The 19,870-nt window shown below is 62.2% G+C and carries 17 protein-coding genes and 2 pseudogenes; 4 read left to right on the forward strand and 15 right to left on the reverse strand.

Annotated elements, in window-relative coordinates; translation table 11 throughout:
- The 12 genes and pseudogenes from B0D71_RS31580 to B0D71_RS26700 form a co-directional block, all read right to left on the reverse strand.
- Positions 1-225, reverse strand: a pseudogene (locus B0D71_RS31580) (hypothetical protein); the annotation flags it as partial.
- 239 nt (positions 226-464) lie between these two features.
- A complete protein-coding gene (locus B0D71_RS26655; RefSeq protein WP_240635739.1) occupies positions 465-1,943 on the reverse strand; it encodes an aldehyde dehydrogenase family protein in 1,479 nt (492 codons plus the stop codon).
- Between the two features lie 294 nt (positions 1,944-2,237).
- Positions 2,238-2,717, reverse strand: a pseudogene (locus tag B0D71_RS31945) (NTP transferase domain-containing protein); the annotation flags it as partial.
- 27 nt (positions 2,718-2,744) lie between these two features.
- Positions 2,745-4,253, reverse strand: coding sequence for an aldehyde dehydrogenase family protein (locus B0D71_RS26660; RefSeq protein ID WP_103397379.1), 1,509 nt, complete (start codon positions 4,251-4,253; stop codon positions 2,745-2,747).
- Complete coding sequence (locus B0D71_RS26665; protein WP_103397380.1) at positions 4,240-5,307, reverse strand: aminoglycoside phosphotransferase family protein; 1,068 nt, start codon at positions 5,305-5,307, stop codon at positions 4,240-4,242. The genes B0D71_RS26660 and B0D71_RS26665 overlap by 14 nt, the downstream gene beginning before the upstream one ends.
- Positions 5,308-5,312: 5 nt before the next feature.
- Positions 5,313-5,657, reverse strand: a complete 345-nt coding sequence (locus tag B0D71_RS26670) for a cupin domain-containing protein (RefSeq protein WP_007976122.1) — start codon at positions 5,655-5,657, stop codon at positions 5,313-5,315.
- A 143-nt stretch (positions 5,658-5,800) separates the two neighbouring features.
- Positions 5,801-6,169: a cupin domain-containing protein gene (locus tag B0D71_RS26675; RefSeq protein ID WP_053161121.1), complete on the reverse strand. Its 369-nt coding sequence runs from the start codon at positions 6,167-6,169 to the stop codon at positions 5,801-5,803.
- Entirely contained in the window at positions 6,162-7,445 is a 1,284-nt protein-coding gene (locus tag B0D71_RS26680; RefSeq protein ID WP_103397381.1) for a nucleotide disphospho-sugar-binding domain-containing protein, read from the reverse strand. Before B0D71_RS26680 ends, B0D71_RS26675 begins: the two co-directional genes overlap by 8 nt.
- 32 nt (positions 7,446-7,477) lie before the next feature.
- Positions 7,478-8,557 carry an ABC transporter ATP-binding protein gene (locus B0D71_RS26685; protein WP_103397382.1) on the reverse strand — a complete coding sequence of 360 codons (1,080 nt, stop codon included), beginning with the start codon at positions 8,555-8,557 and terminating at the stop codon, positions 7,478-7,480.
- On the reverse strand, positions 8,550-9,356 hold the full coding sequence (locus B0D71_RS26690; RefSeq protein WP_046042462.1) for an ABC transporter permease: 807 nt from the start codon (positions 9,354-9,356) through the stop codon (positions 8,550-8,552). Before B0D71_RS26690 ends, B0D71_RS26685 begins: the two co-directional genes overlap by 8 nt.
- Entirely contained in the window at positions 9,353-10,213 is an 861-nt protein-coding gene (locus B0D71_RS26695) for an ABC transporter permease (RefSeq protein WP_103397383.1), read from the reverse strand. Before B0D71_RS26695 ends, B0D71_RS26690 begins: the two co-directional genes overlap by 4 nt.
- Positions 10,214-10,295: 82 nt before the next feature.
- Positions 10,296-11,351 (reverse strand): polyamine ABC transporter substrate-binding protein, encoded by a 1,056-nt coding sequence (locus B0D71_RS26700; protein WP_103397384.1) that lies wholly within the window; start codon positions 11,349-11,351, stop codon positions 10,296-10,298.
- A 199-nt stretch (positions 11,352-11,550) separates the two neighbouring features.
- Between B0D71_RS26700 and B0D71_RS26705 the strand changes: the two genes are divergently transcribed.
- From B0D71_RS26705 to B0D71_RS26720, 4 genes are all read left to right on the forward strand, one after another.
- Complete coding sequence (locus B0D71_RS26705) at positions 11,551-12,483, forward strand: GntR family transcriptional regulator (RefSeq protein ID WP_103397385.1); 933 nt, start codon at positions 11,551-11,553, stop codon at positions 12,481-12,483.
- A gap of 100 nt (positions 12,484-12,583) precedes the next feature.
- Positions 12,584-13,867, forward strand: a complete 1,284-nt coding sequence (locus B0D71_RS26710) for a nucleotide disphospho-sugar-binding domain-containing protein (RefSeq protein WP_103397481.1) — start codon at positions 12,584-12,586, stop codon at positions 13,865-13,867.
- Positions 13,868-13,937: 70 nt separating this feature from the next.
- Positions 13,938-15,335 carry an NAD(P)/FAD-dependent oxidoreductase gene (locus B0D71_RS26715; RefSeq protein WP_103397386.1) on the forward strand — a complete coding sequence of 466 codons (1,398 nt, stop codon included), beginning with the start codon at positions 13,938-13,940 and terminating at the stop codon, positions 15,333-15,335.
- A gap of 13 nt (positions 15,336-15,348) precedes the next feature.
- Complete coding sequence (locus B0D71_RS26720; RefSeq protein WP_103397387.1) at positions 15,349-15,708, forward strand: cupin domain-containing protein; 360 nt, start codon at positions 15,349-15,351, stop codon at positions 15,706-15,708.
- Between the two features lie 197 nt (positions 15,709-15,905).
- On the opposite strand, the gene B0D71_RS26725 is transcribed toward B0D71_RS26720, so the two are convergent.
- The 3 genes from B0D71_RS26725 to B0D71_RS26735 form a co-directional block, all read right to left on the reverse strand.
- Entirely contained in the window at positions 15,906-16,946 is a 1,041-nt protein-coding gene (locus tag B0D71_RS26725) for a GGDEF domain-containing protein (protein WP_103397388.1), read from the reverse strand.
- A 125-nt stretch (positions 16,947-17,071) separates the two neighbouring features.
- Entirely contained in the window at positions 17,072-18,487 is a 1,416-nt protein-coding gene (locus B0D71_RS26730; RefSeq protein ID WP_103397389.1) for a purine-cytosine permease family protein, read from the reverse strand.
- Between the two features lie 323 nt (positions 18,488-18,810).
- Positions 18,811-19,851 (reverse strand): ABC transporter substrate-binding protein, encoded by a 1,041-nt coding sequence (locus B0D71_RS26735; RefSeq protein ID WP_103397390.1) that lies wholly within the window; start codon positions 19,849-19,851, stop codon positions 18,811-18,813.
- Positions 19,852-19,870 lie beyond the last annotated feature (19 nt).

Genomic DNA, 19,870 nt, shown 5'->3' on the forward strand with positions numbered 1-19,870 from the left:
ATGTGAACGCCAAACTGTAGGAGCCGGCTTGCCGGCGATGGACTCAAGTGCGCCGCGTTTATCCAGTTCATGCGCGTTATCGTTAACGACCATCGCTGGCAAGCCAGCTCCTACAAGAGGCCGCGTCGAATGATGTGAACGCCAAACTGTAGGAGCCGGCTTGCCGGCGATGGACTCAAGTGCGCCGCGTTTATTCAGTTCACACGCGTTATCGTTAACGACCATCGCTGGCAAGCCAGCTCCTACAAGAGACCGCGTCGAATGATGTGAACGCTAAATTGTAGGAGCCGGCTTGCCGGCGATGGGCTCAAGTGCGCCGCGTTTATCCGGTTCATACGCGTTATCGTTAACGACCATCGCTGCGATGCGGCGACCCGACAAGCCAGCTCCTACAAGGGACCATGTCCACGTTGAAAATAAAGTGACGCTCCCCCGTTTTGAGGCAGGCCGGTTTGGCGCTCACTTCACTTCAGATACCACCCCCAGGGTTCGCCGTTGTAGCGGGTGATCTGCTTGGTTTCCAGGTAGTTGTTGTAGCCCCATTCGCCCAGCTCACGACCGATCCCGCTTTGCTTGTAGCCACCCCACGGCGCTTCGACGAAGGTCGGTTGCGAACAGTTGACCCAGACAATGCCGGCGCGAAATCCGCGAGCGACCCGTTCGCAACGCGGAATATCCCGGGACATGACCGCCGCCGCCAACCCGAACGGTGAGTCATTGGCCTGGCGCAGCGCTTCGGCTTCCGTGTCGAAGGCGCGTAGGCACACCACCGGCCCGAAAATCTCCTCACGCCACAAAGCGCTGTCTTCAGGAACATCGGCGAAAATCGCCGGCGTCAGGTAATAACCCTTTTCCAGATAACCCGGCCGCACACCGCCCGAGACCAGTCGCGCACCCTCGGCCTGGCCGGCGGCGATGGCCGCCAGCACCTTGTCCAGTTGCCCCTGACTGACCAGCGGCCCGAGCTTCACACCCTCCTCGAAACCCTGGCCAATCCGGATCTGCTCAGTCGCGGCAATCAGGCGCTCCAGCAGCGCCGGGTACAACGCGCGTTCCACCAGCACCCGCGAAGTGGCTGAACAGACCTGGCCCTGGTTCCAGAAAATGCCAAACAGAATCCACTCCACCGCCGCTTCGAGGTCACTGTCGGCAAAGATCACGAAGGGGGATTTGCCGCCCAGTTCCAGGCTGATGTTTTTGATCTCGCTGGCGGCGGCCTGCATGATCTTGCGTCCGGTCGGCACGCTGCCGGTGAAGGCAATCTTGTCGACATCCGGGTGTTCGGCCAGCGGTGCTCCCGCCTCGCGCCCCAGTCCCGTGACCACATTCAGCACCCCAGCCGGCAGCCCTGCCCTGTCGGCGATGCCCGCCAGTTCGAGGGCCGTCAGCGGCGTCAGTTCGGAAGGCTTGAGCACAACGGTGCAACCCGCTGCGAGCGCCGGCGCAACTTTCCACGAGGCCATCAGCATCGGGAAATTCCACGGGATGATCGCGGCGACCACACCCACCGGTTCCTTGATCACCGATGACCTGAAACGCGCATCCGGCACCTCGATCGACTGTTCACTGTGTTGATCCGCCTGCTCGGCCAGCCCCGCATAGAAGTCGAAGCAACCGGCGGTGTCGGCGATGTCCCAAAGCGCTTCCGGCAGCGGCTTGCCGTTGTCGCGCACTTCAATCGCGGCCAATTCATCCTGGCGGGTGCGAATGCCCTCGGCGATTTTCCTCAGCACTTGCGCCCGTCGCGTGCCGGACCAGCGGGGCCAGTCACCCTCGTCAAACGCCCGGCGCGCCGCCGCCACGGCCAGGTCGATATCCTCTGCGGTCGCCGAGGCAACCTGCGCCAGCACCGACTCGTCACTCGGATCAAGCGTGTCGAAATCGCCGCGTTGAACCGGTGAGACCCACTCACCGCCGATGTACAACCGCTGGTAGTCACCCATGGGACACTCCTTGATCCTGCGCTGCCGACGCTGCTGGTACAGCTGTTCAGCGGCCTGCAATTGCTCACGGTCATTGACCCCGAGCACGTCGGCTTCCTCCACTTCCACGGCTGTCACCGCAATCCCTGCCTCGTTGGCCACCGCCACCGCATCGGTGAGGTAATACTCGCCCTGGGCATTGCGGTTGCCGATACGCTCCAGCAACCACAGGCAGGTATCGGCACGCAGGCCCATGACGCCGCCGTTGCAGAAGTTGATGTCCAGCTCCTGCGGGCTGGCGTCTTTGGCTTCGCGGATGGCCCGCAGACGACCGTCCTTCACCAGCAATCGCCCATAGGGCCCCGGTTGCTGGGTATGGAAACCCGCCACCGCCACCGCTGCGCCGTCTATCAGTGCCCGACGCAAACGGTTCAAGGTCTGCGGCGTGATCAACGGCGAATCGCCGAACAGCACCAGCACACAACCCTGCTCATGAGCCTCCAGTGCAGGCCGGGCCGCCAGCAACGCATGGGCCGTGCCCAGTTGCTCGTGCTGGGTAAACACCCGTGCCGTCGGTGCGACCTGATCCAGGTACTCGGCCACCAAACGGCCGCCGGCACCCAACACCACCGCCCGTTGCTCGATACCCGCCGCGTCCACCGCCGCCAGCACATGGCCGAGCAGCGGTCGATTGCCCACCGGGTGCAAGACCTTGGGCAGCGGCGAACGCATGCGCGTGCCCTGCCCGGCCGCCAGAATCACCGCCAGCGTCGGCCAAAACGTGTTGTCACTCATCGCGATCCTCCTGTGTGCATCCCGGCTTCAGGCCGGATCGCGATAGAACACATCGTCGGCATACGGATACCACCAGTCCTGAATCTTCGGTTGGTGGTCGATGATGACCATTTTCGAGCGGCGGAACGCTTCCAGCCCCTGACGCCCGAGTTCACGCCCCAGGCCAGACATTTTCCAGCCACCGAACGGCAACGCATCGTTGTCGATCAGCGGGTTGTTGACCCAGACCATCCCCGCTTCCAGACGCTCGGCGGCCTCCATGGCCTCGGCCAGATCCGTGGAAAACAGCGAAGCGCCAAGGCCGAACGGCGAGTCGTTGGCCAACCGCACCGCCTCGTCGAAATCGCTGACACGGCAGATCGCCGCCACCGGGCCAAAGCACTCTTCCTGAAGAATCGCCATGTCGCCGGTCACGCCGGTGAGGATGGTCGGCTCATAGAACCAGCCGACGCTGTGCCCGGGTGGAATCCGCCCGCCACAGACCACTGTCGCGCCCTTGGCCACGGCGTCATCGACCAGGCGCATGACTTTATTGCGCGCCGCCTCGCTGACCATCGGCCCGATCTCCGAGCGTTCCAGGCCATGACCGATGCGCAAGGCACGGGTGCGCTCGGCGAACCTGGCGACAAATTCGTCATGGATCTCGTCAACCACATAGAAGCGCTCGGCCGACGTGCAGATCTGCCCGCTCAGGTGGAACGCAGCGGTCACTGCGCCCGCCGCTGCCACTTCCAGCGGGGCATGTCTGGAGATGATCAACGGATCGCTGCCGCCGGCTTCGATCACGCAAGGTTTCATCCGTTCGGCACAGGCCATCGCCACCGCTTTGCCTGCCGCCACGCTGCCGGTGAACGCCACGGCGTGGGTCTGAGCCGACTGCACCAGCTTCTGTGCCGTCGCTGCATCGCCCGGCACGCAAGACACCAGCCCCGGCAACAGCGCGGTGAAATGTTCCATGAACTTGAGGGTGCACAGGGTCGTGGCTTCCGCCGGTTTGATGATGCAGGCATTGCCCGCCGCCAGCGATGCAGCGACCGTCCAACACATCAGCAGGATCGGAAAGTTGAACGGCATGATGTGCACGCTGACGCCATAGGGCTCATAGCGCACATGCTGGAACGAGCCGATCTGCGTGGTGCCGGCGACCTTGCCGGCATCGTCCCGGGCCATTTCCGCGTAGTAGCGAAAGATCGGCGCGCAGTTGGCCAACTCGCCCATGGCTTCGGGAAACGGCTTGCCCATTTCCAGGGTCATCAGGCGCGCCACTTCACGGTTGCAGGCCACGTTCTGCTCGATGGCATTGGCCAGTTGATGCAGACGCGCGGCGCGGCTTTTGGCATCCACTACGCGCCATTGTTTTTGCGCGGCGGTGGCGGCATCGATGGCCGCTTGCACATCGGCGTCGCCACACACGCCGACTTGCCCGACCGGTTGCAGGGTCGCCGGATCGAGCACCTCGCGCACGCGGCCATCGGTCAGCGGCAGGAACTCGGAATTGATGAAGCGCAAGGCAGAATCGCAGTTAAACGTGGCCATGGGATGATCCTTGAACCAATCGATAAGGGGTTTCACGCAATGTCGCCAGGGTCTCGGCGGGCAGTTCTTCACGCCAGCCCGGCACGTGCCGGTCAAGCCACTGGCGCAGCGGCACAAAGGCCTCGGCGTCCAGGGCACGGACAAACAAACCCAGGGTGTGCGGCAGATGCGCCAGGTAACCGTGCTTGCCGTCCCGCCCGGCCAGGCGCACGAAAATCCCCAGCACCTTGGCGTGACGTTGGGCGGCCAGGCGCCGGTAGTCTTCGAGAAAGCGCAGCGCATCCAGCTCCGGGCGCTGCAACAGGTAGTGGCTGATCAGGGCCACCCGCAGCGCCTCGGGCACATCACGGCGAGCGTCTTCGAGCAGCGACATCAAGTCATACGCCGCCGCCCCGGCCAGCGCGTCCTGAAAATCCAGCAAGCCACAGGCCGCGACACCTTCGCGGCCTTGCAGCAGCATCAGGTTGTCGACATGAAAGTCGCGCAACACCAGGGCTTCGCGGCGTTTTGCGACATCGCGGCAGGCATCGGCAAACAACGCCAAATACTCATCGCGCAGGGCCAGGGCCGCCTCTTCGCCGATCAACAACGGCACGTACCAATCAATAAAAAGAGCGTACTCGGCCGCCAGTCGCTGCTCGTCGTAAGGCGCCAGTTCCGTGGCGGGCGCTGCGCGATGCAACGCCACCAGCGTATCGACCGCCAGGTGATATAGCTCCGACTCCGAATGCCCGGCCAGCAGCAGCCGGGTGTAGGTGTCGTGACCGAAATCCTCGATCAGCGCCAGCCCCGCCGCCTCGTCCACCGCCAGCAAGGCCGGCGCGGACAGGCCCAGCCCCTGCAACTGCCGGGCGATGCGCACGAACGGGCCGATGGGTTCGCTGTCGGGCGGCGAATCCATCAGCAACAGACCGGCGCCGTCCAGGCGGAAATAACGCCGGGTCGAAGCATCCGCCGGCAAGGCGACCAGCAAGGCCCCGGCGAAACCGGCGCAAGCCAGAAAGGCTGCGCGCTGGTCCTCACGGGTTAGCGAAAACGCCAGTGCATCTGTCATGGCAGTCACCGGATCATGTAGACCTTTTTGATGGTCTCGTGGACGGTGCACACACCCTTCCAGTCCTTGCCGAAGAAGGCGGCGGTGTCCGGCTTGATCTCGATCACTTCACCGGACTCATGGACGTAAGTGCAGCGGCCTTCGAGGAAGTGGCAGAACTCGTCGCTGGTGACATGGCAGAACCACTTGCCGGGGGTGCAGATCCAGATGCCGCACTCGGACTGGCCTTCGGGCCCCTTGTGCAGCACCACGCCGGAAACACGGGACTCGCCTTCGAGCATGGTCGGGATCACGCCCCAATCCTTGACGTCAGTGATGCTCAGCGGGTCGTACAGAAACGGGGTAGTCATGTGTCACTCTCCAAAAAAATCAGTTTTTTGTAGGAGCGAGCCTGCTCGCGATGGACGTCAACGATGACGCGCGCTGTCTGGATGACTGCGTTGTCCTGGCGTTTTTCGCGAGCAGGCTCGCTCCTACATGGGGGTATGCAGGCTCAAGCGAGCATGTAAACGTTGCGCAAGGTTTCCCGGACGTCGCACTCACCCGTCCAGCCGGCCGGGAACAGCACCAGGGTGTTGGGGCGAACCTCGATCACTTCGCCGTTGTCGTTGCGGTACGTAGCGTGGCCCGCAATGAAGTGGCACAACTCGTCCCGGGGAATCGACAGCCGCCAGCGCCCGGGGGTACACACCCACAAGCCGGTTTCCGGGCTGTTGTTCGGGCCTTTGAACAGCAAGCGGCCGCTGGAATGCGAGACACCTTCGACGGCGTCGCTCTGCACGCCCCAGTCCACAAGGTCGGTGCGGCTGCTGACCGCTTCGAGGTACGGCGTGATACCCGCCGTGGTAGATGAATCAGGCATCGTTAAGCACCTTGTCGAGAATCGCGGCCGCGTCTTGCGGCCCTTTGCGTGATTGCATTTGCGCGCTGGTGCGCTGCAGGCGTTGGCGCATCGCCCCGTCGTTGAGGCACGCGTGCAGTTTTTCCGCGAGCTGCTCTTCGCTCCATTCGTAGCGGTCGAGCTTGAAGCCATGACCACTCTCTTCGGCACGCATGGCGTTGTCGTGGCCGTCCCAGACGTAGGACATGACGATCGCCGGTTTGCCAAAGAACAGGCACTCGGTGAAGCTGTTGTTGCCGCCGTGGTGGATCACCGCGTCGACCTGGGCGATCACCGACGGCTGCGGGAACCAGTTGGAAATCTGCACGTTGTCCGGCAGATCGGTGTATTCGTCGAGGTGCTCGCCGACATTGAACAGCGCCCGGTACGGCAGCTTGCCCACCGCCTCGATCAGGCGCTTGAGCAGCTCGACATCGCCTGAGCCTAGGCTGCCAAAACTGGCGTAGAGCAACGGCTTGTCGTTATGGGCGCGGAACTGGGGGATCTCGTACGGCGTGTCGTGGCGCACGCAACCTTGCAGGTAATGGAAACGCTCGGCCGGCAGCGGATGGCGGCGGTCGAACTTGACCGCATCCGGGTACAGCAGCAGGTTCATGAACGGCGAGGCTTCAAAGAAGGTGCCTAGCGGATAAGGCGCCTCACCATGGGCCTGGAGGAACTGGTTGAAGTCCTCGTGGATCGGCCCGACCACCTCCTCGAAACGCTGGCGGAATTGCGCGTGGCCCGCCTTGTCGTCGATGCTCATGCCCGACAGGTGCGGCGGGATATCCGGGTCTTCGATCTCGTTTTCCGAGCAGGAAATGATCCGCACCCATGGCTTGCCGTATTGCTTGATCGCCGGGAACAGGATCACGTTGTCGACGCAGATCAGGTCAGGCTTGACCTTGTCCAGCACCGCCGGCAGGTCCTTTTGCGCCCACTTGGCGGTTTCGACGATGGCCGCCCAGCATTCCTTGACGTAGTTGTCGATCTGCTCCAGCGGCGACTTGCGGAAATTCGGAATGTGCCCGTTGATGAAGTCGACCCAGTAGCGAGCCATCTCTTCGGCCGGCATCGGCGCCGACATGTTGACCATGTGCTCCTCAAAACCATAACCGGCGTAGACACCGCTCATGCCCGGGTCGGTCAAGAACACTGCTTTATGCCCCAGGGCTTCACAGGCCTGGGCGATACCGACTGAGTTCAGCGCCGGGCCGTAGGCGGCTTCCGGAAAGAATGCGATCACTTTCTGTTTCATCGAGTGCTGCTCCTGCCTGGTCTTTTTATTGTTCAGCGCGTCAATACGCGGGCATGCCGGGCTTGCCAGCCCAGCCGGATGGTCGTGTCGATTGCAAAATGGGCGAATTCAAACTGTGAGGACGGCACACGCACGATCAGCGGTTTTTCGCTGAGCGCTGTCTGCACATGCAGATTGGTATCGAGGCCGTGATAGGCGACTTCGACGATCTTGCCGCTGACCTGATTGGCGCAATCGCTGCCCTGCTCCGCCAGCACTTGCAAGCGTTCGGGACGCACCACCACGGCGACGGCCTGGCCATTGACCAGCGGTGCGTCGGTTTCGACGCGCAGCTCCTGGCCGTTGACCCGCACCGAGTGCTGGCCCGAGCGCACGCCTTCGAGCAGGTTGCTGACGCCGATGAAGTTGGCGACAAAACGGCTGTTGGGGTTTTCGTAGAGCTCGGTCGGGCTGCCGCACTGGCACACCTTGCCGCCGTCGAGCACCGCCATGCGGTCGGACATGACCAGGGCTTCTTCCTGGTCGTGGGTGACGATGATGAAGGTGATGCCGCTCTCGTGTTGCAAGCGCTTGAGTTCCAGCTGCATCTTTTCCCGCAGCTTCTTGTCGAGGGCGCCCAAGGGTTCGTCGAGCAGCAACACTCGCGGACGCTTGACCAGCGCCCGGGCCAGTGCCACCCGCTGACGCTGGCCGCCGGAGAGTTGATCGGGCTTGCGCTCGGCCAGCTCACCCAGTTGCGCGGTGCTGAGCACTTCATCGACCCGACGACGGATTTCCGTTTCCGGCAGGCGCTCCATTTCCAGGCCGTAGGCGATGTTCTTGCGCACGGTCATGTTGGGGAACAGCGCGTAGGACTGGAACATCAGGTTCAGCGGACGCTTGTTGGCCGGCAGCGGCGAGATGTCATTGCCGTCCAGGTAGATGCAGCCGCCGCTGGGCGTCTCGAAGCCGGCGAGCATGCGCAGCAAAGTGGTCTTGCCGCAGCCGGACGGCCCGAGCAGCGCGAAGAACTCGTTCTCGCGGATGCTCAGCGACACCTCGTTGACCGCCAGACCGTTGCCATAAGACTTGCTGACCTTATCCAGGATCAGTACCGCGGATGAATTATTCATGGGTGCGAGGAGCCTTGTTGAGACGCTGCGAAGCCAGCAGCGCGGTGATGCTGACCAGCATCACCAGCGTCGCCAGAGCGTTGATTTCCGGGGTGACGCCGAAGCGGATCATGGCGTAGATCTGCATGGGCAAAGTGGTGGAAGCCTGGCCGGAACCCGAGTTGAAAAAGGCGATGATGAATTCGTCCACCGACAGGGTGAACGAGAGCAGTCCACCGGCCAGCACACCGGGAAAGATCACCGGCAACAGCACCCGACGGAACGTGGTGAACCAGCTCGCGCCGAGGTCAATCGAGGCTTCGAGAATCGAATAGTCGAAGTGCTTGAGCCGCGTGCGTACCACCGCGCAGACGAAAGCGATGTTGAACACCGCGTGGCTGATGATGATCGAGTGCAGCCCCAGGCCGACCTTGAGCAGATTGAAAAAACTCAACAGCGCAATCGCCAGCACGATGTCAGGAATGATCATCGGCGCCATCAGCAAGGTGTCGACCACCTGGCCCTTGTGGTTGTCTTTGCGGCGCAACTCGATGCCCAGCGCCAGAAACGTGCCGAGCACACAGGCAATGAAGGTCGCCGACAAGGCAACGATCAGGGTATTAAGCGCCGCCGACAGAATCGCCGTGTTGTGCGCCAGTGCCGCGTACCACTTCAGTGATACGCCGCCCCAGGCAGTGGGCAATCCGGACTTGTTGAACGACAACAGGATCAGCACCAGGATCGGTATATAAAGGAAGGCGTACACCAGACCCAGGTGCGAACCCAGCACAGTGCCGCTGACAGAACGAGACTGACTCATGAGCGCACCCCTTCTGCACGACGGGCCACCAGGGCCTGGATGAACAGCAGGATCAACATGATCGCTATCAGGAAGAAACTCAGCGCCGCACCGAACGGCCAGTCCCGCGCCGTGAGGAATTGCGAATAGATCAGGTTGCCAACCATCTGTACCTGCTTGCCGCCCAGCAGATCGGCGGTGATGAAGTTGCCAATGCTCAGCACGAAGACAAACACCGCACCCGCGGCGATACCCGGCACGCTCAGCGGCAGGATGATCCGGCGAAAGGTCATCCAGCCCGAGGCACCGAGGTCTTTCGAGGCGTCCCAGAGTTCGTTGTTGATCCGCGACAGCGAGGAGAAAATCGCCAGGATCACAAAGGGGATGTAGTTGTAGACCAGCCCCAGCACCACGGACGACTCGGTGTACAGCAGGCTGATGGGTTCGCCGCTGTAGCCGAACACTTGCAGCAGGCGGTTGATGAGGCCTTCGCGGTTGAGCAGGACGATCCAGGCGTAGGTGCGGATCAGGTAGTTGCTCCAGAACGGCAGCATCACCAGGAACAGATACACCGCCTGACGCCGCCGTGGCGCCCGGGCTATCGCATAGGCCGCCGGGTAGCCGATCAGCACCGCGAACACCGTGGCCAGCCCGGCGATCTTGGCCGACTTGAGCAGGATGCCCAGGTACAGCGGATCGAACGCGCGCTGATAGTTTTCCCAAGTGAACAACCAGTCGATGCCACCGTAGGCACCCCGTTCAACGAAGCTGTAGACCAGCACCAGCAGGCACGGGATCACCAGGAACATCAGCAGCCAGCCGAAGCCGGGCGCAAGAAGCCAGGCCGACAGACGCCTGTCAGCATGCAAAGCACTCATTACCCATATCCTCCCGCCTCAGGACAGAGGCGGCTTGCGAGCGTGGCGAGGCATGCCGGGCATGCCTCGGATCGATGCGGCGTTAGTTCTGCGCCGCCATGATTTCGGTGACGGCGCGGGTGTAGGCTTTTTGCGTGGTGCCGCCCAGGTCGCGCAGTTGCTCCATTTTCAGTAGTTCGGCGGGGGCGATGGTCAGGTTGGGGTATTGCTTGAGCAGGTCCGCGGACAACCCGGCCATGGCTGCCTGGTTGGGGACTTTGTAGAGGATGTTTTCAGCCACCCAGGCGTGGTTTTCCTTGGCCAGCATGAAGTTGATGAACTTGAAGGCCTGGTCCTGGTGCTTCGAACTCTTGAGCACCACCATGGTGTCCACCCACAGGTCGGAACCTTCCTTGGGCACCACGAACTTGATCGCCGCGTTGGCTTGCGTGCCGTAGTTGCACCAGCCATCCCAGGCGTGGGCCATCAGCGATTCGCCGGAGGCCAGCTTGGAATAGAAGGTGGTGTCGTCGAAGGACAGAATGCGTTTTTTGGTGGCGATCAGCTGATCGCGAACGGCGGCGATTTGCGCAGGGTCGCTGTCGTTGACCGACCAGCCCTTGGCGAGGAAACCGGCGCCGAGCATCCAGCGGTCGGTGGCGAGCATCGTCACCTTGCCCTTGAGGGCATCGCTCGGATTGAGCAGCTCGTTCCAGCTCTGCGGCGCCGGTGTCACCTTGTCGGAGCGGTAGCAGATGCCGGTGGTGCCCCAGGTGTAAGGCACGGAGAACTGGTTGCCCTGGTCATATTCCAGGTGCGTGGCTTCGGGATAGAGGTTTTTCAGGTTGGGGACTTTGACCGGATCGATGTCCGCCAGCAGCCCCTGCTTGTGCAGGACTTCGGCGAAAGGCGAGGAGACGAATACCACGTCGTACCCTTCACCCCCGGACGCCATCAGCTTGCCCATGATTTCTTCGTTGGTGGCGTGCAGCGCCTTGTCGACGTCCACACCGCTGGCAGCCTTGAACTTCTCCAGCGCATCCGGGGCCATGTAGCCGTCCCAGATGGAAATCACCATGTCTTTCGCACTTGCAGCCTGTGAGGCGATCGCCAGGGAAACGGCCAATCCCACGCACAGAAGATCATTCAGCTTGCTCATAAATACTCACCCGACGATTGTTTATTGTTGTGTTCGAAGGCAGTACGGCAAAACGAGAAACGATTGCTTGTGTTTTTTTTTAGAAATTAGGACCAGTATCAAAAGATGTCAACGCATTTTTTCCGGCCTGACGTCCAACCGGCGCATGACATAAGATGAGCAACTGAGTCCGACAGCGGATCACAACGAGAAAAGACGCTTGAGCACGACAGCCGAAAAAAAACCGCGCACCAATCACCTGGAACTGGCCCGCCGCATCCTCGAGCACACTCAGGAAAGTGGCCTGGTGGCCGGCGACCCGGTGGCTGAACAGGCCCTGGCCCGCACCTTCCAGGTCTCGCGCACGCTGATTCGCGGCGCGCTGAAAGTGCTGCTGGAAGAGAATCTGCTGAGCCATGAGGCCGGCAAGGGTTACACCCTGTTGGCATCTCCGGCTGGCTCGGCATTCAACGCCGCCCTGCCGCAAGCCGAGGAAGAAGAACTGGCCGCCTCGGTTTTGCGCGACCGCATGGCCGGGCGCCTGGGCGACAGCATCAGCATCAGCGAGCTGATGCGCCGCTACGACATCGGCCGGCCAGCGGCGCAAAAGGCCTTGCAGCAATTGAGCGAAAGCCAGGCCATCGAACGCGGCCCCGGCCAGTCCTGGCTGTTTCGTCCGTCGCTGAACAGCCTCGCCGCCCTTGAAGAAAGCCTGAAATTCCGCCTGATTCTCGAGCCCGAAGCGCTGCTCAGCCCCAGCTTCAATGCCGACCCGCAACGCCTGGCGCTGTTGCGTAGCGCCATGCAAACCCTGCTCGCCCGCCCCGTGGAAGACTTCGATCTGCAGCAGTTTCGCGAACTGGACATCAGCTTCCACGAACTGCTGGCCCAGAGCTGCGGCAACCGCTTCATCAGCGACGCCCTGCTCCAGCACCAGGGCCTGCGCCGCCTGCCGAACCTGCTGCCATCGGTGAGCGTGCACCGCCTGCAGGAAGCGCTGCGCGAACACCTGCAAATCATCGCGCAGATCGAACGCGGACAGATGGAGATCGCTGCCGACCTGCTGCGCCTGCACCTGCGCCTGAGCGCCGCGCAACGCCCGCAAACCGCCAACCGCGGCATCCCGCAAAGTCATCTGTTCGGGCGTCGTTAAACGGCTCGCAAAAACATGATGATTTTTTTTTGAAAATAAGACAGCATCAAAAACACCTTCAGGAGCGGCGGGTTTGACCCGCCATGGACAGTCCCTCGCCATGCAAAAACAACAACTGATCGCCCTGTTTCCGGAAGCCAGTTTCGGCGCGGCCTTGAACTGCATCGGTATCGCTCAGTCGCTGCGTGAACTGGGCGCCAAGCCGGTGTTCATCTGCCATGAGCATTTCCAGGGGCTGTTCGCCGAATACGGTTTCGACGAATACCCGATTCCGCAAGCGAGCCCATTGTCGGCGGCGGAACACCAGCACTACTGGGAGCGTTTCATCGAACGCAGCATCCCGTACTTCGACCAGACCCCGCTGGCGCAGATCGACAGCTACGTGGCGCCGGCCTGGGAAGCGATCATCGACACCGCGATCGAAGCGGAAAAACCCTTGCAGCAATTGCTCAGCCGCCTCAAGCCCGACGTGATCGTGCTCGACAACGTGGTGATGTTCCCGGCCATCGCCAACGCCGGCTGCCCCTGGGTGCGAGTGGTGTCCTGCGCGGAAACCGAACTGCCGGATGCGGCCGTTCCGCCCTACTTGTCCGGGTGCCTGGCCAGTGACACGACGGCCTGCGAGCGGTACACCGCGCAGTACCTGAAGGCAGTCGCGCCGGCCCATGAGCGCTTTTCGCAGTTTCTCCTGAGCAACGGCACCGCGCCGAGCCCACCCGGACAGTTCCTTACCGATTCGCCGTGGCTGAATTTGCTGCTGTCGCCGACACCGGTGCGCTATGAACGCCAGCAACCACTCGATCCGCAGCGCTACGTCTACCTCGACGGCTGCGTGCGCCGCGAAGCGCCGTACATCGTCCCGGACTTTCCTCGGCACAACGACGCGCCACTGATCTACCTCAGCTTCGGCAGCCTCGGCGCCGCCGACACCGGGATGATGAAACGCCTGATCAGCACGATCGAAACCTTGCCTTATCGCTTTCTGGTCAACGTCGGCGCCTACCGCGACATGTACACCACCGTGCCGGACAACGTGTACCTCGACAGCTGGTTTGCCCAGCCGGCGGTTCTCAAGGAATGCGATGTGTTCATCCACCACGGCGGCAACAACAGCTTCTGCGAAGCGCTGTACTTCGGCTTGCCGTCGCTGATCATTCCGTATTGCTGGGACGGTCACGACAACGCCGCCCGCGCCGAGGAAGTCGGCGTCGGCCGCTATCTGCCGCGCTTTGCCGATCCCGTGGCCACCCTGCCCGCCGCCCTTGAACAGCTGCTGGCCGACCAAGCGATGAAACAACGCCTCAAAACATTCAGCGAGCGCATGCAGGCGACCCGCGGCACCGAGATTGCCGCCCGCGCGATTCTCGCTCTACCCGATCTCTAGCCATAACAACAAAAACCGTCGGGCAACCGAACGCAATCGTCGCTGCCCGACACACTGCCGGAGTTTCAGCATGAATGCCCCACCGCGTCTTGATGCGCTTGACCATGTCCTGCCCCATCCCTTCTGGCAGGACACCGTCACCCCACCGCCTGCCGCACCGTCCGTTACCGGCATGGTGCAATGCGACCTGGCGGTGGTCGGTGGCGGATTCACCGGATTGTGGACGGCGCTATTGGCGCGCCAGCGCAACCCCGGCCTGAGCATCGCGATCATCGAGGCGCGCCGTTGCGGCGGTGAGGCCAGCGGGCGCAACGGCGGGTTTTGCGCACCCAGCATTTCCCATGGCGTCTCCAACGCCCTCAAGCGCTGGCCGGATGAGGCGCAGCAACTGATCCGCCTGGGCCGGCAGAACCTCGATGAACTGGCCGCCGACCTGCAACGCTTCGGCATGCAGGTCGAGTTCGAACGCCAGGGCAAACTCAACGTCGCGGTCCAGCCGTGGCAGGTCGATGGGCTGCGCTCGATGCAGCGCAACTATGCGCGCTTCGGTATCGACTGCCAGTGGCTGGAAGGCCACGACCTGGCACAGAAGCTTGATTCACCGGCGTATGCGGCCGGCTTGTTCGAACCCAATTACGCCCTGCTCAACCCGGCAAAAATGGCCGCTGAATTGCGCCGTGTCTGCCTTGAACAAGGGGTTCAACTGTTCGAGAACAGCCCGGTGCTGCAACTGGATGCCCGCCATGACAGCCTGCGCCTGCGCACGGCCGACGGCGAAGTGATCGCCGGGCAAGTCGCCCTCGCCACCAACATCGCCCCGCCGCTGCTCGGCCATCTGGCATCGAGCGTGATCCCGGTCTATGACTACTCACTGGTCACGGAGCCACTGCGCGATGAACAACTGGCAGCCATTGGCTGGACCGGCCGCTACGGCATCGCCGACGCCGGCAACCAGTTCCACTACCTGCGCAAGACCGCCGACAACCGCATTCTCTGGGCCGGCTTTGATGCCATCTACCATTTCGGCGGGCGCCGCGACGAAGCGCTGACCCAGCGTCCGGAAAGCTTCCAGCGCCTGGCCGAACAGTTTCAACAGACCTTCCCGGCCCTGGGCGATGTGCGCTTCAGCCATGCCTGGGGCGGCATCATCGACACCTCCGCACGCACCACGATGTTCACCGGTTGCGAACATCAGGGCCGCGTCGCTTATGCCCTGGGCTTCACCGGCCAGGGTGTATCGGCCAGTCGCTTCGCCGCGCTGAACATGCTGGATCTGCTGACCGGCGAGCGCACCGAACGAACGGAGTTGCTGATGACCTCCAAGGCGCCCTTCCGCTTTCCGCCCGAGCCCTTGCGTTATGTCGGCGTGAAACTGGCCCAGCGCTCACTGGCGCGCGAAGACCGTGACGGTCACCGCGACTGGCTGCTCAAGACCTTCGATGCCTTTGGCATCGGTTTCGATTCCTGATCCGGAGACCACCATGTCCACAGCCCTGCCCCGGCACGTCATCGACTTCGCCAGCGACCTTGAACCCCGTGAAACTGAAATCAACGACCCGGCCGTGGTCGACGCGCCATATCGCAGCAAGAGTTGGCGGCACTTTGTGCAGCCCGGGAAAAACGCCGTGGCCGGCATCTGGGAGGCGGGACCGCACCGGGAGCGTTGCCAGTGCGATTACGACGAGCTGTGTCACATCCTTGAAGGCAGCGTGCGCCTGACCGATGCCGAGGGCGTCGCACGCACGTTCGGCCCCGGGGACTCCTTCGTGGTCGCCAGCGGATTCAATGGCACCTGGGAAAACCTCACCACGGTGCGCAAGGTCTACTTCATCCTCGGTTAAATGGCGGATGGCATGAGCAACAAACAACCTGTGGCGAGGGAGCTTGCTCCCGCTGGGCTGCGCAGCGGCCCCAAAACCTGATCAATCAGGTAGCACCGAACAAACAGGGTTTGCGACTGCTGCGCAGCCGAACGGGACGGTGCGGCGTTCCGACAAGCTCCCTCGCCACAGGTGCTGGGGGTTCGTCCTTTAAGTGGTTACTGCCGTACCTGATTGCGCCCGTTGCGCTTGGCCTGGTACAGCGCGTCGTCGGCGCGGGTCACCAGGCTTTCCGGTGTGTCGCCGGGCTGAGCATGGGCCACGCCGAACGACGCGGTGATGGTGTCCAGCACGGTGTCGGTGCCCCGGGCCTTGACCCGCAGCGACTGGATTTTAAGGCGCAGGCGCTCGGCAAAAGCGCCGACAGCCGCCAGATCCGGGCAATCCTTGAGCACCACGCAAAACTCTTCACCGCCATAACGCGCCGCAAACGCTTCGCCAGGCAGCGAATCGCGCAGCACCCGGGCGACATGCTGAAGCACGCGATCGCCCAAGGGATGGCCGTACTGGTCGTTGAATTGCTTGAAGTGGTCGATATCCAGCATCACCAGCGCCACGCCTGTTGGCGCGCTGTTCATCGCTTGCTCAAGCTTGCGGTTGAAGGTGGCACGGTTGAGCAATTCGGTCAGGCCATCGAGGGTCGCCGCCAACTGGGCGCGCTCCAGTTTGTCGCGCAGGCTTTTGATTTCATGCTGCGCGGACTGCAACTGGGCGAGGAAGTGTTCCTGCTGGCTCTGCATCAACTGGGTGCTTTGTTGCAGCTGGATCAGGATGCTCGGAAGACGCTCGCTGGCCGGTTCTTCGAGCATTTGCAGGTACTGGCCGAGGCTGGCCTGGAAGTTCTGGTTGCCCTTCACGCTGCGCGAAACATCGCGCTCCATGTCGTCGACCAGGTTGATCGCGTCCTGCTGTCCGGAACGGGCGTCCGCCAACTCATCACGGATGATGTATTCGCGAAACAGCTTGGTGGCCGACTCCGGCGGAAAGTAGTCGAAATCGTTGACGACCCGATCCAGGTGCCGGTTGAGCTCCGGTTCCTGGCCTTTGCTGTAGGTGTACCAGAGTGCGTAGTGCACCGGGTTTGGCGGTATGTTGTGACGAACCATCAGCGGCACTGCCTGCTTGAGCAATGCCGCTGCCTCACGGGAGTCTTCTGGATACAGCGCTAGAACAGTCGCACGCGTGTCTGATTGGCTCATGGCTTCACTGTGGTTGTCTATCGTTGGCGTTTGGCAAACTCACTGAGCATAACCATACGCCCGACAAACGGCTATCCCTGGCGTTCACGACCGCTCAACCCGGCACATCGGTTCCAGATGCCCGATCAACCGTTGGCTGGCATCAACCCGGCCATGTTCTGGCGCCGACGGTACGCGGTATCGCGATTGGCCAGCCAGAAGTACAGCGGCGTGGTGACCACCAGGCCGACCAGCCAGGACAAATCCGCACCGTCGATATGCACCGCCACAGGCCCGGTGTAGATCGGCGTGTTCATGAACGGGATCTGCACCACGATGCCGATGGCATAGGCCAGCAACGCCTGCGGGTTGAAGCGGCCGTAGATGCCACCGTCGACGCGGAAGATCGAGGCGATGTCGTAGTCGCCCTTGTGGATCGCGTAGAAGTCGATGAGGTTGATCGCGGTCCACGGCACCAGCACCACCAGCAACGCCAGTACCAGGTCAACGAAATGCCCGATGAAATCCGCCGAGGCGCCGATGGCCGCCACGCAGCAACCGCCGAGGATGATCAACGACAACACCGCCCGGCTCGAAGCAGTCGGAATCCAGCGGTGGGCGAAGGTTTGCAGCAAGGTGATCACCGAGAGCACGGCGCCATACAGGTTCAGGGCGTTATGGCTGATGACGCTGAGCAGGAACAGCACCAGCATCAACGGGCCAATGGCACCGGTGGCGAGTTTCACCGCGTCCATGGTGTCCATGCCCACTGGCGTTGCCAGCACGGCGACGGCGCCGAATACGAAGGACAGGATCGAACCCAGCGACGAGCCGAGGTAAGTCGCCCAGAAGGTCGAGCTGACCTTGACGTCCTTGGGCAGGTAACGCGAGTAATCGGACACGTAGGGTGCGAACGCGATCTGCCATAGCGCCGCCAGCGACACCGTGGCCAGCCAGCCGGAGATGTTGAAACTGCCGCGGGTGAGGAAGTCGTCGGTCTGCACGTGGGTCAGGATGTAGCCGAAACCCAGCACGATGCCCAGGCCCAGCACCCAGGTGCCGATGCGGTTGAGCACGTGGATGAAGCGGTAGCCGATGATGCCGATGATCCCCGAGCCGAGGCCGCCGAGGACGATGCCGACCGACACCGGCACGCTCTCGACCACACCATGCAACGACTTGCCGGCAAGGACGATGTTGGAAGCGAAGAAGCCGATGTACATCACGCCGGCAATCACCACCACCAGCAGCGCGCCCAGCGAACCGAACTGCGCACGGCTCTGGATCATTTGCGGAATGCCCATCTGCGGGCCTTGCGCCGAATGCAGCGCCATCAGCACACCGCCGACCAGGTGGCCGACGATGATCGCGACAATGCCCCAGACCAGGTTCAGGTGGAACAACTGCACGCCGAGCGCGCCGGTGACGATGGGCAACGGCGCGATGTTGCCGCCGAACCACAGGGTGAACAGATCTTTTACCTTTCCGTGGCGATCCTCAGGGGGGACGTACCCGATCGTGTGTTTCTCGATGAGCGGGGCGGATGAAGCGGTGGTGGACATGACGAACTCCAAGGCAAGGATGAGTACGTGTTCGTACTTCGGTGTGCGCGGGCGTACCTGCGCATTTCTTGTTGGAGGCGATCATGGACAAAGAGCGCGGGGAGGAAAATTAGTTAATTTGTGCCTTTAAACCTTAAAAAAGATTGCGCAGCAATGGCTATTTACCAGCAGGAACAACCAATTAAAAACAAAAACAAGCCACAGACGAAATCCCTGTAGGAGCGGGCTTGCCCGCGATGGCGGTGAATCAGCCAACGAAGATGTTGGAGCTGATGGCCTCATCGCGGGCAAGCCCGCTCCTACAGGGTTAAGAGTCCGCGGTATTAGCGCGCAGCCCAGGCATTGAAGCGCTGTTCTAGCTCTTCGCCATGGTCAACCCAGAACTCCGCATCCACAGCCCTGGCACCGGCCAGGTTGGCCTCGGCGGTCGGCAGTTGCTCCTGCACGTCCTTGGGCAGCAATGGCAGGGTCTGGCGATGCACCGGCCCGTAAGGGATGTTTTCCGAGAAGACTTTTTGCGTCTGTGGCTGGCTGGCAAACGCGATGAAGTTTTCCGCCAGCACCTTGTTCGGTGTGCCCTTCACCACCGCCCAGTATTCCGGGTCGTACAGGCTCTGCGGCCAAACGATGCTCAGCTTCATGCCTTCCTTTTGCGCCGAGGCAATCCGGCCGTTGTAGGCGGCGCTCATCACCACGTCCCCGGCCACCAGCCATTGCGCCGGCTGGGCGCCCGCCTCCCACCACTGGATGTTCGGCTTGATCTGATCGAGCTTGGCAAAGGCCCGCGTCACGCCTTGGGGCGTGTTCAGGACCTTGTAGATGTCATCCGCCTTGACGCCGTCAGCCAGCAAGGCGATTTCCAGGGTGTACTTGGCGCTCTTGCGCAAGCCACGCTTGCCCGGGAAGTCCGCGACGTTCCAGAAGTCCGCCCAGGATTGCGGCGCCTTGGCCTGCTTGCTCTGGTCGTACGCCATGACCATCGACCAGACGTAAGTGGCCACCCCGCATTCGGTCAGCGCACCCGGCACGAAGTTCGCCGAATCACCGAAGCGTCCCGCATCGAGCTTCTCGAACAGGCCCTCCTCGCAGCCACGCAACAGCTCTGGGCTTTCGACTTCCACCACGTCCCAACTGGTGTGACCGGCCGAAACCATGGCCTTGATCTTCGACAGCTCGCCGTTGTACTCACCGGCGATGATGTTGCCCGCGCCGCTGGCGTTGAAAGGCTGGAAATAGGCCTTATCCTGGGCCTGTTTGGTAGCACCACCGAAGGAAATCACGGTGAGGTCCTGGGGGGCCGCCCACACACTGGCACTCAACAACGCCAGGGCAAACGGAACACTGCAACGCAAGGATCTGGACATGGATCGCTTCCTCGGGCCT

This window comes from Pseudomonas laurylsulfativorans (assembly GCF_002906155.1).
In the GTDB taxonomy this organism is placed as follows: domain Bacteria; phylum Pseudomonadota; class Gammaproteobacteria; order Pseudomonadales; family Pseudomonadaceae; genus Aquipseudomonas; species Aquipseudomonas laurylsulfativorans.